We start from the raw sequence: 14,395 nt of genomic DNA, 5'->3' as shown, positions 1-14,395 counted from the left end.
TTTTTGTCAGTAAAGTGGCGCCACTATTGGGTGCCGGTAGGAGAGGTTATGTCCTGGTTGGGTGCGGGTATCGGCGCCGGTATCGGCATGATGTTTGGTGGCCCCATTGGTGCGGCGCTGGGTGCGTGGGTCGGCAGCTCCTTCGGTTCCGGCCTGAAAAAGCTCAGTGAGGCCGGGATTACCCTGAATCGCGACGGTGCGCAGACGGTATTTATCGTCGCGCTGTTTTCCATGCTGGCCAAAATGGCCAAGGCCGATGGTCAGGTCTCCAAAGCGGAAATCCAGCTGGTTGATGACTTCATCAACAACAACCTGCGCCTCAATGCCGAAGACCGCCAGCAGGCGATCAAGATTTTCCAGAATGCCAAGGACGACCAGTTCAGCATTTACGATTACGCCAACCAGTACCGCCAGCTGATTCGCAACCAGGCAATGCGGGAGATGGTGTACCGGCTGCTGTTTGCGGTGGCCTTTGCCGATGGCGAGCTGCACCCGGCAGAAGAGCAGATCCTGCGCCGGATTCCCGAGGCGCTGGGACTACACGACTCGATTTTTACCGCCATGTTCAATGAGTTCACGCATCGCAGCCCCGGCGCCCGCGGCGACGCGCTGCAGGCCCATTACGATGTGCTCGGCTGCAGCGCGGAGGTGAGCGACAAGGACCTGAAACTGGCCTATCGCCGCAAGGCCGCGGAGTTCCACCCGGACAAGATCGCCGCCAAAGGCTTGCCAGATGAATTCATGCGCCACGCGGAAGACCAGATGAAGAGTATTACCGTGGCGTACGACACCATTGTTGCCGCGCGCAAGCGCCAGGCTGCGGTGGACCAGGTGTGATTGGTTGACGGGATTTAATAAAGGAACAGCAAATGTCACTGGCGCAACAGATTCAGCAGAAACTGAGTGAGGCGTTGAGCCCCTCGCACATTGAAGTCGCGTGCGAGAGCCATATGCACAATGTGCCCGCAGGTTCGGAAATGCATTTCCGCGTGGTGCTGGTCAGCGATGCCTTCTCCGGCGTGCGCAAAGTACAGCGGCACCAGAAGGTGTACGCGGTGCTGGCGGAAGAAATGGCCGGCCCGATTCACGCACTGGCCCTACATCTATACACCGCGGAAGAGTGGGAAGGCCAGGCGCCTGCCAGTCCGCAGTGCATGGGCGGCAGCAAGGCCTGAGTGCGGCTGTATGCGAGAATCCGCGAGCCGATGCATCGGCTCGCGGATTCTGCCCCGGGTGTTCATTTTTTCCCTTCTATTTAATCCCTACCTGTTATCTCGCCTTCTGTCTGCACGCTGTTTTTCCCGCCTTTTTTCTGTCGAAAACATTTCTTTACCTTCGCCGCGCCGCCGAATTTTTGACCTGAATGTCGTCTGAATGGCTGACGGAAATTTTTCTATTGTTTTTCGTCACGGGTTTGCTCTTTAAACGCGCTGTCGCAAAAAACATTTTTGCGTGCCCGGTTTGGCGTGAAAAATTTCCTTATTGGCGGTTATTTTCCCTTCCGGACACGCCCTCATTGTGTAGAGGATTTTTATGCCTGGCGTGCGGCGCATTTAAATAAAGTAATCTGGCGACGAAATCGCGCAAAAGTTCCACAGATCAAGATTTTTTTTGGTTGTTTTTTCTACAGTCGAATAGTTCCGTGTCTAGACTGACAGTGATTGGGTTAATTGCTGTTTAATTTGCCGAATACGATGGAGTTCTCAATGAAAATGACACGCGTTCTGACACCGCTTGCAATCGCTGTAGCTGCAATGGTTAGTGCCCAACAGGCAGCAGCCGATTGGTGGAGTGATGGTGACTTTGTTGTCCGTGTTGGCGCCAGCTGGGTCGATCCGGATAACAGCGACAACAATCTTCGCTTTGATGAAAACTGGATCAAGGAAGATTTCGATCTGGATAGTGATACCACCTGGAACATCTCCGGCGCCTGGCTGCCGGTAGAGCACTGGGGTGTTGAACTGATGTATATCGGTGATACTTCCAGTGATATGGAGCTTCAACGTCTTCGTACCGGTGACGTTGTTTATGACATCGACAACTATGACGTAGGCAGCTTCGATGCAAGTTACTCCAATCTGTTCCTTAACTGGTATCCGCTGAGCCGTGATTGCATGGGACAGCCCTACGTTGGCATCGGTGTGAACTACACCGACTTCAGCGATGAAAGCTTCTCTCGCCGGTTCAATGACCTCTTGATCGATAATGACATCATTGTGGACGATGCCAGTGTTGGGCTGGGTCACTCCTGGGGCTTCACCGGTCAAATCGGTGTGGATTTCCGCTTTGGTCGTGAAAGTGCCTTCCTGGTAAATGCCGCGGTTCTGTACATTGATGCAGATACCGACTTCAACATTTACTACAAGGATGCACAGTCCCTGGATCCAAATGTCACTCGCCGCATTTCGGTGAGCGATGTGGACTACAGCCCCTGGGTATTCAACCTGGGCGTTGGCTACTCTTTCTGATCACGTGATGTGATCGGTTAATCACGAGTAGCGTTCATGGAAGAACGGAAAGGCACCTGCGGGTGCCTTTTTCATTTCTACAATATGATCATCAAAAAACGTGATAGGGAAGCGACCATTTCTTTATGGAATACCGCGACTACTACAAAATTCTCGGGGTCGAACGCAGCGCCGCGCAGGATGACATCAAGCGCTCCTACCGCAAGCTCGCACGCAAATACCACCCGGATGTGAGCAAGGAGCAAGATGCGGAAGAGCGCTTCAAGGAAGTCAATGAGGCCTACGAAGTACTGAAAGACCCGGAAAAGCGCGCCGCCTACGACCAGCTCGGGAGCAGCTGGAATAGCGGCCAGGAATTCAGGCCGCCGCCCAACTGGGATCAGGGATTCGAATTTCACGGTGGCGGCTACACCGAGGCGAACCCGGAAGCATTCAGTGATTTCTTCGAAAGCCTGTTTGGCCGCGGTGGCTTCACTCGTGCGGATTTTCGCCATGGCGGCCATCGCTACCATGCCCATGGGGAAAATACCTACGCGCGCATTGCCATTGATATTGCAGACAGTTATGCGGGCAGCAAGCGCCAGATCACTTTGAAGCATTCTGTGTTGGGCGAGGATGGGCGTCCGGTGGTGAAGGAGCGCAAGCTGAACGTGACGATTCCGAAGGGCGTAATCGAGGGGCAGCAGATTCGCCTGGCGGGGCAGGGGGAGCCCGGAGTGGGAGATGGCAAGCCCGGGGACTTGTACCTGGAAATTGTGTTTAACCCCGATCCGCGTTTCAGCGTCGAGGGCAGCACGGTGTACCTGAATTTACCGGTGTCTCCGTGGGAGGCTGCGCTCGGCGGCAAGGTGCCGGTGAAAACACCCGATGGTCTGGTAAACCTGACTCTCCCGCCCAACAGCAAAAGCGGCAGCAAGCTGCGTCTCAAGGGGCGGGGGCTGCCCGCCAGGGAGCCGGGAGACCTTTACGTGGTGCTCGATATTGTGACGCCAGAGGCCAATTCGGAAGCGGAGCGCGAGGCCTACCAAAATTTCCGCGACGCATTCCAGTTTGATCCGCGCGGATGACAGCAGGAGGATTCTAGCGATGACGCAGGGAAACCACAGCACCGAGATGGCGGCAATCATCCTGGACGAGGGCAGTCAGATAACCTTGCGGGAGTTGTGTTCCGCGTGTGCGCTGAATGCGGAGCAGGTTATCGCGCTGGTGGACGAGGGGATTATTGAGGCGCGGCAGGTCTCCGGGACCATGCTGTTCAGCGGCGTCTGCGTCGGCAGGGTGCGTCGCGTGGTGCGGCTGGAGCAGGATCTCGGCGTCAACCATGCCGGTGCTGCGCTGGCGCTGGAGCTGCTCGAGGAAATCGAACAGCTCCGGGCGCGTATACGCCGCCTGGAGCGGCGTTGATGTTTGCTGCCTTTACGCAGCCTTGCCGGTGATTTCCACCACCAGATAGGTGGTGTAGGCCACATAGGCGGTTAGCAGCAGGGCACCTTCGAAGCGGTTGATGCGGCCGTGCGGCTTGCCGAAGCCATACCCAAACACGAACAGCGCCAGAGTCAATCCAACAACCATCGGCCAGTCGCGGGTGAGCAGTTCCGGCGGGATAGTGGGCATGGGCGCAATGGCACCGGCGATCCCCACCACCGCCAGCAGGTTGAACATGTTGGAGCCGACCACATTGCCAATGGCGATATCGTGTTCGCCCTTGCGTGCGGCGATCACGGTGGCGGCGAGTTCCGGCAGGGAGGTACCGAGGGCAACAATGGTCAGACCGATGACGAGATCACTGACCCCCAGTTGCTGGGCAATGCTGACGGCACCCCATACCAGCAGGCGAGAACTCAAAATCAGCAGGATCAGGCCGGCGACTACCCAGAACAGGGCCTTGCCCAGCGGCATGTCGTGTTCCGCCAGCTCGCTCTCAATTTCACTTTCGACGATATCCCCTTTTCCCCGCAGGGCCGAGTAGATTGACCAGCCAATCAGCGCGAAAAAGCCGGCGAGCAGCAGCAGGGACTCGATGCGGCTCAGGCCGCCATTCCAGAAAAACACCGCGGTGACACAGGTGATCGCCAGCAGTAGCGGCAGTTCCTTGCGGATGATTTTACTGTTCACGGTCAACGGAATCAGCATTGCGGTGGCGCCGAGGATCAGGCCGGTATTGGCGATGTTGGAGCCGTAGGCGTTGCCCAGCGCGAGGCCGGGGCTGCCGTCCAGTGCGGCGATCGCGGAAACCACCATTTCCGGCGCGGAAGTGCCAAAACCCACGATCACCATGCCGATTAGCAATGGCGGCATTCCGGCGTGCCTGGCGGTTGCGGCGGCGCCCTCCACAAAGCGATCGGCGCTCCAGACCAAGATGGCAAAGCCGGCAACGATGGCGAGCAGGGGAAGAATCATGGGCATCCTTAATTTCTGGTACTTCAGTGTAGCTGCGGCGGGCAGCCGTTTCGGGGGGCGATTGTAGCGACTCTGTGGACACCTTGCAGGGCTGAATGGCGCTTTGCCGGCGGTGGTGGCGCGATATTGCGGACTCTACAGTTTGCACTGTTTCGCTACGGGCTGAGGACGTGATCAATGAACAAGAAATTACTTCTGGGCGCGCTGATTGGTGCGGGTATGTCGATGCTCAACAAGAAAATGCGCCAGCAGTCTGCACCGGCACCGGGCACTACACCGGACTTCAAGCGCCCGGACTTCAGTCAGGTGCCGCCGCCCCAGCAGTCCGGAAGTGAGACAGATGCACCGAGCCTTGACGATATCCTCGCCCGCGCTGGCCAGCCGGGTGGTTGGAACCGGGGCGGCGCAAGCCCGGGTGGGCAGGCTCCCGGTGGCGATATCTTTGGCGGGGCCATCCCCGCCGGCGCCGGTGCCGGAGGTGCGGCGGTGTTGGTGGAAATCGCACGCCGGATTTTCGAGCAGATGCAGCAGTCCGGAGGTGTGCCGGGGCAGATGCCCGGCGGTACTCAGGCGCCGGGGGGCGGCGCCGGCGGAGGCAATATGGGTGGCCTCGGCGATATTCTCGGGCAGATATTTGGTCGCGCCAACGGCAAGTTCGGGCAGCAGGGCCCGCAGGGGCCGCAGACCAATCCTGGCAGCTGGCAGAGCATGTCGCCGCGGGGAAAGGGCGGCCTGTTTGGCTTTGTGAATACCGCCGATGAGAGCGGCGAGCCCGACGGCGAGCTGCAGGCAGACGCCATGCTGAAGGCGATGGTGGCCGCGGCCCAGGCGGACGGTCGCATCGACGAGGCGGAGCAGCGCAATATTCTGCAGGCGCTGGGCGGCCAGCTGGATTCCTCCGACCTGGATGAATTCCGCGATTTCTTGACCCAGCCGGTCAGTGTCGATGAAGTGGTAGCGGCCGCCGACAATCCGGCCACCGCGTTCAACCTGTACCTGGTATCGGCGATGACCGCCAACCCGGACAACGCGCAGGAGCGTCAGTATCTCGATGCGCTGGCGGAAAAACTGGGAATTTCCGAGCAGGCGGCGCAACTGATTGAGCGGCAGTTGCCGGGATAGTTGCGGTTGGAAAGTTCTGTGGCGGTGCCGCTAGCGGCACCTTCGCGGAAATTTCGGGAGTAAGTTGAAATGGTCGTATCAGGGAAGTAACTGCGCGAAGTTTTCACCCGTCGGATAATCGCCCGCAGTCCACCCCAGGCGCACAATCACGGTATTGGTGGAGGGGGAGATCATGACCACCTGCTGGCGGTTGCCCAGCATAAAGTAGCTGTCTTGCGGCAGCTCCGGAAAGCGCAGCTGGTCCCCACCGCCGTTCAGCCAGAACTGGTAGCCGTAGCGCGGGTCGTTGCTGCTGTGGTTCGGGCGCTGGGCGGCATCCACCCAGCTCTCCGCAAGCAGTTGCTCTCCGTTCCAGTTGCCCCGGTTCAGCATCAACAGGCCCAGCCGCGCCCAGTCGCGGGCGGAAGCGTAGATATAGGAACTGCCCACGAAAACGCCGCTGGCATCGACCTCGAATACGGTATTGCGCATGCCGAGCGGTGCGAGAATCTGCTGTTGGAAAAAGTCCGCACTGGCCTGGGGCGAGCTGCCCAGTTGCTCGTAGACCCAGCGCGCCAGCAGGTTGGTGGTGCCGGAGGAATAGGAGAAGTGTTCGCCGGGGTTGTATTTCAGTGGGCTTTGCAGCGCAACGCCGGAAGCACTGTGGGCATTGAACAGCATGCGGGTGGCATCGCTGCCCGGGGCATAGGTTTCGTCGAAGTCGAGCCCGGACGACATCTGCAGCAGGTTTTCCAGCGAGATATCCGCGCGCGCGTCACTCCACTGGGGGAACAGCGGCTGCGAAATAGGCTGTTCTGGCTGCAGCGCCTGCAGGCGTCCGATCATCATCGACGTCAGGCTTTTCCCCATCGACCACCCCAGCAGCGGCGTTTGCGCGCCGATGCCTTCCGCGTAGGACTCTGCCACCAGTTTGCCGTTCTGCACCACCGCTAATGCACGAGTCTGCAGGCCGGCGGCATTGTCGCTGGCCACCAAGCCGTCGAGTTTCTGCTGCAGCTTGCTATCGATATGCGGTGCATTGCTGCCCGCCGGCCACTCGGCATCGTTCGCTGCCGGCGGCGCGAATGCAATGCGCTCCAGTGCACTGGTATCGCCGATATCCAAGGTGCAACCGAGGCCCGGGCGATAACTCGCGCTGGTTTCTCCGAGCCCGAGCAGGGTGGCGGTTACCCGTTTCGGGTTGTCTTCATAGCGCAGGTCCAGCAAGCGGTTGGCGGGGGAGTAGGAGGCCAGGTCCTTGAGGTTTTGCGCTTCACTGAAGCCGGACACATAGCGCCCGGAGCAGGCCAGCTTGGCACCCATGCCGGTGGCCACATTGACCGCGCTGCCGAGCTGGGTGATGGAAAAGCCGAGCAGAGTCGGTGCCAGCAGCGCGAGCGCCAGGCCGAGGGTGGCAAGTGTCGCGAGCAGAGTCAGTATTATTTTTTTCACGGTTTTGACCCGGTTGAGCGTGTTGGCGGGATTCTAACAATGGGGTATTGGGCGCCGGCAGGTTATCGGCGGCCAGCTTTTGGCGCTGCCGATGGCGAGGTACCTGGAATCTCGTCAGTCGCCCGAACTGTATTCGGCGTCAAACTCCCGCAGTAACGCCAGGAAGGGCTCGCCGAATTTCGCCAGTTTGCTGTCGCCGATACCGGAGATGGCCAGCATCTCTGCGGCATTGCGCGGGCGGGCGCTGAGCATTTCCCGCAGTGTGGCATCGTGGAATACCACATAGGGGGGGACGCCGCGCTCCTCGGCGAGGGACTTTCTCAGGGCGCGCAGTGCATCCCACAGCGGTTGGTCTGTGGCGGAAATTTCTGCGCGGGCTTCGCCAGCACCGCTATCCCGCCTGGTGGCCTTGGCCGGGGCGGCTTTGGGCAGGGTGCGGAGTTGCACGCTTTCCTCACCGCGCAGCACAGTTCGGCACTGCTCGGTCAGTTGCAGCGCATTGAATGCCTCGGCGTTGACCCGCAGGTAACCGCGCACCACCAGTTGGCGGATGATCGCGCGCCATTCGTTGGCGCTCATGTCCGCGCCGATACCGTAAGTGGACAGCTTGTCGTGACCGAACTGGCGGACCTTCTCGGTATCCGCGCCCCGCAATATATCGATCACATGGGCGGCGCCAAAGCGCTGGCCACTGCGGTAAATCCCCGACATCAGCTTGCGCGCGGGCTCGGTGGCATCCCAGGTGGCGGGTGGTTCCAGGCAGGTGTCACAGTTGCCGCAGTCCGCCGCCAGCTCCTCCTCGAAGTAGCGCAGCAGCGCCCGGCGCCGACAGCTGGTGATCTCGCACAGCCCCAGCATGGCGTCGAGCCGCTGGCGCTCCTGACGCTTGTGTTCCTCGCTGCCCTCGGACGTGGCGGCCATCTGGCTGAGCTTCACCACATCTTCCAGGCCATACAGCAGCAGCGCGGTGGCGGGTTCGCCGTCGCGGCCGGCGCGCCCGGTCTCCTGGTAATACGCCTCGATACTCTTGGGCAGATCCAGGTGGGCGACAAAGCGCACGTCGGGTTTGTCGATTCCCATACCGAAGGCGATGGTGGCCACCATGATCACGCCGTCTTCCCGCAGGAAGCGGCGCTGGTGTTCCGCGCGCAGCGGCGCCGGCAGGCCCGCGTGATAGGGCAGGGCATTGAACCCCAGCTGCTGTAGCCATTCCGCGGTGGACTCCACCTTGCCGCGGGAGAGGCAGTAAACCACACCGGCGCTGCCCTGTTGCTCGCTGTTGAGGAACTGCAGCAGCTGCCGCTTGGGATTGTCCTTGGGCGCGATGCGGTACTGGATATTGGGGCGGTCGAAGCTGCTGACGAAATGCCGCGCGTTTTCCAGGTCCAGCCGCTGGGCGATCTCGCGGCGGGTGCGTTGGTCTGCGGTGGCGGTAAGGGCGACCCGGGGAACGTGGGGGAAGCGCTGGTGCAGGCAGGACAGCTGCAGGTAGTCGGCGCGGAAGTCGTGCCCCCACTGGCTGACACAGTGGGCCTCGTCGATGGCGAACAGGGATATGTTGGCGCGCTGCAGAAGATCCAGCGTACGCGGCTGAAGCAGTCGTTCCGGGGCCAGGTACAGCAGCTCCAGCTCGCCACCGAGCAGCCGGTTTTCGATCTGCTGGGCTTCGTCGAAACCGAGGGAGGAGTTCAGGAACGCCGCCGCCACGCCGGCCGCCCGCAGGGCTTCGACCTGATCCTGCATCAGCGCGATCAGAGGTGAAATCACAATTCCGCATCCGGGGCGCGCCAGCGCCGGGATCTGGTAACACAAGGATTTGCCGCCGCCGGTGGGCATCAGCACCAGCGCATCGTCACCGGCCACCAGGGTGCTGATAATGGCTTCCTGGTCACCGCGGAATCCGGTGTAGCCGAAGGTATGCTCGAGAATGAAATGGGGGCTGCCCGCGGCGGGCTGCGGTGCTGAAATCCCGGCGTCTGTGCCGGAAAACGAGTGTGATTCTGTCATGGGCGGCAGTATACCGTTTGCCCTCGGTGGGGTGTGAACCGTATCTGGCTGTCTGGGGTCGAATTGTTGACGCCCGATTGCGCTAATTCGCCCGGCGATGGCGCCTGTTTTCTTCAGGGAGTGTGATACTGGTCTATAATCCCTCCACCGCAGACATAGACAGGGATAAAGCTATGCGCGCCAAGACAGTGACGTCATCCACCACATCAACATCATCTTCAATTTGGGTCCGTGTGCTGATCTCCTGTGCACTGATCTGGGTTGCGGGCTGCGCCACAAACAGCGGCAATTCTCTCAATCCCCGCAATCTCGCCCAGTCCGCGGTGGCGGACACCCACCTCGGCTGGAAGCCGGCGCCGGAACACCAGCTCAACTATTCACTGGCCACCTCCAGCGGCATCGCCCGTATGGAAATGCGCGAGCTGCCGGCGGACCTGCTAGCGGTCACCATTGAACTGCCGGGCATGCGCAATGTAGAAGGGGTGCAGTGGCGCGCCGCCAGTGGCCAGCACGCAATGCTGTTTGACGGAGCGGAAGGGGCCGACGGTGTGACCCTGGAGCGCCAGCAGCGTGGTTACCGTCTGCAGCTACAGGGCGCCGCGCTGGAGTCCATGCGCAGCGGCGGCTTCCTCACGGTGATTGATTACTATCGCCACTGATTAGCGGTGCCATCGACGGCGCGGCGACTGACACGGCGTATGGACTGCGCCGCGGCTCAGAAACCGAGCCCCTGCGGGCGGATCAGATAGAGCTTGGGCCAGTATTTTCCCGTCACCCAGAGCCCGTTGCGGGCCTGGTCCCAGGCGATACCGTTGGCCACCGCATCGACGTTCCACTCATCCATCGCGCTGTCCCGGCGCAATGCCGCCAGATCCAGAACCCCCTTCACTTCACCGCTCAGCGGATCAATGGCAATAACCCTCGGATCCTGCCAGATATTGGCCCAGATGAGGCCGTTGGCGTATTCCAGTTCATTCAGCCGCGTCCAGTTTTCGCCACCGCCTCGCACCTGAAGCTTGCGGGTAATGGCAAAGGTTTCCGGATCGCGGAAGGTGAGGGTGTCGCTGCCATTGCTCATGATCAGCTGTTTGTCGTCGCTGGTGAGACCCCAGCCTTCGCCGCTGTAGTTCAGTACCTTCTCCAGCGAAAAATCTCCCCGGCGATAGATCTGCACCTCACCCGCGCGGTAGGTGAGCAGGTACAGGCGCTCGCCGAAAACTGCGAGTCCCTCCGCAAAGCGATTCCCCGCCAGCCATTTGCGTCTTACGGGATTGGCGCCCGGGTCGGTATACTCCGCCAGCCATGAACGGCCGTAGAGCCCGCTGCTTTCCAGCCAGCGCTCGCCGTCAAAATACAGCCCCTGGGTAAAGTGATCCGCGGGGCGGGTTTTGCTGTCGAGCAGCTGGTAGTCGAGTTGCAGCGGGGCCGGCTTTGCCGCGGCGAGCCCGGCCAGAGGGAAAACCAGCAGCGACAGCAGTGCGGTAATGGCGGATTTCATGGTTGACTGAGCGTGTCCCTGTTTAATCGTTTTTTATCGGTACAGTAGTTTATGACCAGAATAAAGGCATTTGTCACTTTGACATTGCTCGGTGGCCTGGCGGTGGTGTTGCCCATTGCCATTTTCATCCTGCTGTTTCAGTGGCTGTTCGGCCAGATCAGTGAGCTGGTGGCACCGGCCACGGAGTGGATGCAGGCTCATACGGATTTCAAGGATAACTTTGCGCGCCTGATCGTCCTAGCGCTGATTCTCGGCCTGTGTTTTGTGATTGGCCTGCTGGTTAAAACCAGTGTGGGGCGCTGGATGCACCGGCATCTGGACCACTGGCTGGGCAGGCTGGCGCCGGGGTACAGCACCATCAAGGACGTGGTACTGCAGTTTATCGGCGGTGCGGGCAGTGAAGGGGTGCTGTCGGGGCCGGTGGCAAGGGCGCGGATTCACGGGGCGGATAATCCGCTGTCGGTGACGGCGATCGTGACCTCGCAGCATCCGAATGGCGATTTCACCGTGTATGTGCCGACGGCGCCGGTGCCGACTTCCGGATTTGTGTACCACCTGCCGCCGGAGTGTGTGGAGATTCTTCCGCACGTGACCGTGGAGGCGGCGATGAAATCCATTGTGTCCTGTGGCTCCGGTAGCGGTGCCCTGTTGCAGGCACCTGCTTCCGTGGATTCCTGAGTCCTTTGGGTTCTAGAAAGCCTGGTGGCGGGAAAGCACTAGGAATCCGTTTTTAGAACCGCTGTGAATACGTCCTTGTACGCTGCGTCGGCGACGTCCCTGTCGCCGACGCTTCTAAAAACGGATACCCAGCACTTCCCCTTCGCGTCAAGTTTTCCGCACTATTCAGTGAGCTGCTCTGTTCTTTCCCAAGTTCCGTATGGCAAAGCGCATTGGGTGCAGAGCCTTCACCAGATCTGCCGATACTGGCATCACCTCTTGGCTGATCCACGCCGCCAGCACCTCCGCAGCGAGCGGCGCGTAGGCAAATCCGCGCGATCCGAGCCCGGCAAGTACGTACAGGTTTTGCTGGTACGGCGTGCGACGGTCAATCAATTGCTTGCGATTCTTGCGCAGCGCGCCGTAGCTATTTTCCAACTGATCCCACTCCGCGACCGGGCCGGCCATGGGCAGGTAGTCGGGGGTGGCCGCGCGCAGTGCGGCGCGGCCGCGCAGTGACTGATGGCGGAAGGATTCCGCAATCTCTGGCAACAGAGAAGCCAGGGTTTCGAGGTTCTCCTCGTGTTCTTCCTCGCGGATTTCGGTATCCGTCTGCTTCAGTTTGAAGGTCGCGCCAAAGCTGTGTTGCTGCTTTTCATCTGTGCCTGATACCGGGGCCGCGGGGGCGATATAGCCTTCGCCGCAGAGGGCGATTTTCAGTGCTCGCGATGGCGGTGTCGCTTCGGCGAAAGAGACCTGGCCTCGGATTGGCTGCAGTGGCAGTGGTGCAGTGTGAGGGAATTGCCGATTGAAATTGGCGCTGCACAGGATCACCGCGTCAAACATTTGCGATTCGCTAGCACCGTCTCTGTCTGTTTCCAGCGCCCAGCGCTCGCCGGATTGCCGCAAGCTGCAAACCTGCGTGCCGGGCCGGAAGTGGATGTTCGTGTGCTGCAGCAGGCTGCGGCACACCTGTTTGGGGCGCAGCCAGCCGGCATCGGGGAAGTAGAGCCCGGGCATGGCGAGAGCGACACCCGCCAGCTCGCTCGCGTGCGGTGCGGACACGGGTTGTGCGAGCAGGGCGTCGGCATCCAGTCCCAGATGGTCCACCACATGCTGCTGCAGCTGTTGTTCTTTTTCCGTCTCCGCCAGTTGCAGCAGGCCGTCGAAATGGATCGCGTCGGCGCAGCGAGCGGTGTAGAAACGCTGCGCAAACTGCAGTGCCAGCAGGTTGAAGTCACCGTTGGGTCCCGGTTTGGGCGAGAGCTTCGCGTAGAGAATTCCCTGGTCGTTACCGGAGGCGCCGCTGCCGGGTTCTTCCCCCTGTTCGAACACGGTGACCCGGAAATTGCGCTCCGCCAGCGCACGCGCGGCAGTGGCACCGGCGATGCCCGCGCCGATCACGGCGATGGTGGTTGGTACCTGTCCGGCGGGAGCGGGCAGGTGCCAGGGCGTTGCCTGGTGGGGGCGCTGCCCGGCGGGTGTCTCCGCTGCAAATTGGCCGCGCAGCATTTCCCGCTTGTGGCCAAATCCCGGCACTTTTTCCAGTTCGAATCCGACCGCCTTCAGACCTCGTTTGACGATACCTGCGCAGGTAAAGGTGGCAAATGTGCAGTCTGCTGCGCTGAGATGGGCGATGGCCTGGAACAGTTCGTCGCTCCACATCTCCGGGTTTTTTGACGGGGCGAAGCCGTCCAGAAACCAGGCATTTACCGTACTGTCTCTTTGCGGATCATCCAGTTGCACGCTTTCGAAGCCGCGGCTCGCCTCGTCGATGATCAGGGTCAGGTGCACATTGCCGGCAAAATTCAGCCGGTGTACACCGGGGGCCAGGTAGGTCGGGTACTGGGCAATCAGCTGTGCGCTGAATTCACGCAATTCCGGCCACAGCGCCAGTGCGCGGCGGAGATCCTGGGGGTGCAGGGGAAATTTTTCCACGCTGACAAAATGCAGCTGGGCCGATGCGGGGGCGCACTGCTGCCACAGTTGCCAGGCGGCGAGGAAATTCAGGCCGGTGCCAAAGCCGGTTTCACCGATGGTAAAGGTGGCGCCGTCCGCGAGATTCGCCCAGCGCTCATTCAGGTGGTTGTGGGCGAGGAATACGTGGCGGGTTTCTTCGAGGCCGGAGGCGGTGGAGAAGTAAATGTCGTCGAAGGCGGAGGACACCGGCTGGCCATTGTCCCGCCATTCGAGCTGCGCCAGCTTGACCGGCTTTTTTTCCTGTTCAGACATGGCGACAACCGTTCAGCGCAGGCCAAATTCGCGCATGATCTGCGCGCACCACTGGTCGAGGCGTTCGTCGCTTTTGTCGAATTCGTTTTCCTCATCAAGGGCGAGGCCGACAAAGTATTTGCCGTCCGCGGTCAGCCCCTTGGACTCCTCGAATTCGTAGCCTTCCACGGGCCAGTAGCCCACCGCTTTGGCGCCCAGGGCTAGTACCTGGGCGTGCAGGTAGCCGAGGGCGTCCTGGTACCACTGGGGGTAGCCGGCTTGGTCGCCGAGGCCGTAGATCGCAATGGTCTTGCCGCCGAGATCGAGCGTCGCCAGCTGGTCCCAGCAGTTTTCCCAGTCTTCCTGCAGTTCGCCGTAGTCCCAGGTGGGAATACCCAGGATCAGGAAGTCGTATTCCTGTATCTGGGTGATGTCTTCATCTGCCACGTTGTGGATGTCGATCCAATCCTCGCCGATGCGATCGCGGATTTTTTCCGCCGCCATTTCGGTGTAACAGGTGCTGGAGCCGTAAAAAAGTCCGATGGGTGCGCGCATGGTTCCGGTCAGAGTTCTGTGGGATTAATCCCAAAAAATAAAGTAT

The 14,395-nt window shown here is 60.5% G+C and carries 14 protein-coding genes; 8 read left to right on the top strand and 6 right to left on the bottom strand.

What is annotated here, in order from left to right; translation table 11 throughout:
- Window positions 1-48 precede the first annotated feature (48 nt).
- From djlA to R5R33_RS02975, 5 genes are all read left to right on the top strand, one after another.
- Complete coding sequence (djlA, locus tag R5R33_RS02995; RefSeq protein WP_318954578.1) at window positions 49-837, top strand: co-chaperone DjlA; 789 nt, start codon at window positions 49-51, stop codon at window positions 835-837.
- A 32-nt stretch (window positions 838-869) separates the two neighbouring features.
- Window positions 870-1,175, top strand: a complete 306-nt coding sequence (locus R5R33_RS02990; RefSeq protein WP_318954577.1) for a BolA family protein — start codon at window positions 870-872, stop codon at window positions 1,173-1,175.
- Window positions 1,176-1,706: 531 nt separating this feature from the next.
- Window positions 1,707-2,468 carry an OmpW/AlkL family protein gene (locus R5R33_RS02985; protein ID WP_318954576.1) on the top strand — a complete coding sequence of 254 codons (762 nt, stop codon included), beginning with the start codon at window positions 1,707-1,709 and terminating at the stop codon, window positions 2,466-2,468.
- A gap of 125 nt (window positions 2,469-2,593) precedes the next feature.
- A complete protein-coding gene (locus tag R5R33_RS02980; RefSeq protein ID WP_318954575.1) occupies window positions 2,594-3,535 on the top strand; it encodes a DnaJ C-terminal domain-containing protein in 942 nt (313 codons plus the stop codon).
- Window positions 3,536-3,554: 19 nt separating this feature from the next.
- Window positions 3,555-3,872, top strand: coding sequence for a chaperone modulator CbpM (locus R5R33_RS02975; RefSeq protein WP_318954574.1), 318 nt, complete (start codon window positions 3,555-3,557; stop codon window positions 3,870-3,872).
- A gap of 12 nt (window positions 3,873-3,884) precedes the next feature.
- On the opposite strand, the gene R5R33_RS02970 is transcribed toward R5R33_RS02975, so the two are convergent.
- Window positions 3,885-4,868: a calcium/sodium antiporter gene (locus R5R33_RS02970; RefSeq protein WP_318954573.1), complete on the bottom strand. Its 984-nt coding sequence runs from the start codon at window positions 4,866-4,868 to the stop codon at window positions 3,885-3,887.
- Between the two features lie 177 nt (window positions 4,869-5,045).
- Here R5R33_RS02970 and R5R33_RS02965 point away from each other — a divergent pair, with 177 nt between their 5' ends.
- A complete protein-coding gene (locus R5R33_RS02965; RefSeq protein WP_318954572.1) occupies window positions 5,046-5,990 on the top strand; it encodes a DUF533 domain-containing protein in 945 nt (314 codons plus the stop codon).
- Window positions 5,991-6,068: 78 nt separating this feature from the next.
- Here the strand turns inward: R5R33_RS02965 and R5R33_RS02960 are convergent, their stop codons facing one another.
- Both R5R33_RS02960 and recQ read right to left on the bottom strand, forming a co-directional pair.
- A complete protein-coding gene (locus R5R33_RS02960; protein WP_318954571.1) occupies window positions 6,069-7,421 on the bottom strand; it encodes a serine hydrolase domain-containing protein in 1,353 nt (450 codons plus the stop codon).
- A 114-nt stretch (window positions 7,422-7,535) separates the two neighbouring features.
- Complete coding sequence (recQ, locus tag R5R33_RS02955; protein WP_318954570.1) at window positions 7,536-9,428, bottom strand: DNA helicase RecQ; 1,893 nt, start codon at window positions 9,426-9,428, stop codon at window positions 7,536-7,538.
- A 233-nt stretch (window positions 9,429-9,661) separates the two neighbouring features.
- On the opposite strand from recQ, the gene R5R33_RS02950 reads away from it, so the two are divergent.
- On the top strand, window positions 9,662-10,087 hold the full coding sequence (locus R5R33_RS02950) for a hypothetical protein (RefSeq protein WP_318954569.1): 426 nt from the start codon (window positions 9,662-9,664) through the stop codon (window positions 10,085-10,087).
- Window positions 10,088-10,143: 56 nt separating this feature from the next.
- Here the strand turns inward: R5R33_RS02950 and R5R33_RS02945 are convergent, their stop codons facing one another.
- Window positions 10,144-10,926 (bottom strand): glutaminyl-peptide cyclotransferase, encoded by a 783-nt coding sequence (locus R5R33_RS02945; protein WP_318954568.1) that lies wholly within the window; start codon window positions 10,924-10,926, stop codon window positions 10,144-10,146.
- 51 nt (window positions 10,927-10,977) lie between these two features.
- Here R5R33_RS02945 and R5R33_RS02940 point away from each other — a divergent pair, with 51 nt between their 5' ends.
- The gene (locus R5R33_RS02940; RefSeq protein WP_318954567.1) at window positions 10,978-11,604 is read left to right on the top strand and encodes a DUF502 domain-containing protein; all 627 of its coding nucleotides are present in this window, start codon (window positions 10,978-10,980) and stop codon (window positions 11,602-11,604) included.
- Between the two features lie 165 nt (window positions 11,605-11,769).
- On the opposite strand, the gene mnmC is transcribed toward R5R33_RS02940, so the two are convergent.
- A complete protein-coding gene (gene mnmC, locus R5R33_RS02935) occupies window positions 11,770-13,815 on the bottom strand; it encodes a bifunctional tRNA (5-methylaminomethyl-2-thiouridine)(34)-methyltransferase MnmD/FAD-dependent 5-carboxymethylaminomethyl-2-thiouridine(34) oxidoreductase MnmC (RefSeq protein ID WP_318954566.1) in 2,046 nt (681 codons plus the stop codon).
- A 12-nt stretch (window positions 13,816-13,827) separates the two neighbouring features.
- Window positions 13,828-14,349 (bottom strand): flavodoxin FldB, encoded by a 522-nt coding sequence (gene fldB, locus R5R33_RS02930; protein ID WP_318954565.1) that lies wholly within the window; start codon window positions 14,347-14,349, stop codon window positions 13,828-13,830.
- Between the last annotated feature and the right edge of the window lie 46 nt (window positions 14,350-14,395).

Source organism: Microbulbifer pacificus (assembly GCF_033723955.1).
Classification (GTDB): Bacteria; Pseudomonadota; Gammaproteobacteria; order Pseudomonadales; family Cellvibrionaceae; genus Microbulbifer; species Microbulbifer pacificus.
The sequence above is the reverse complement of the archived record's forward strand: the minus strand, read 5'-3'. Positions and strand labels throughout refer to the sequence as shown.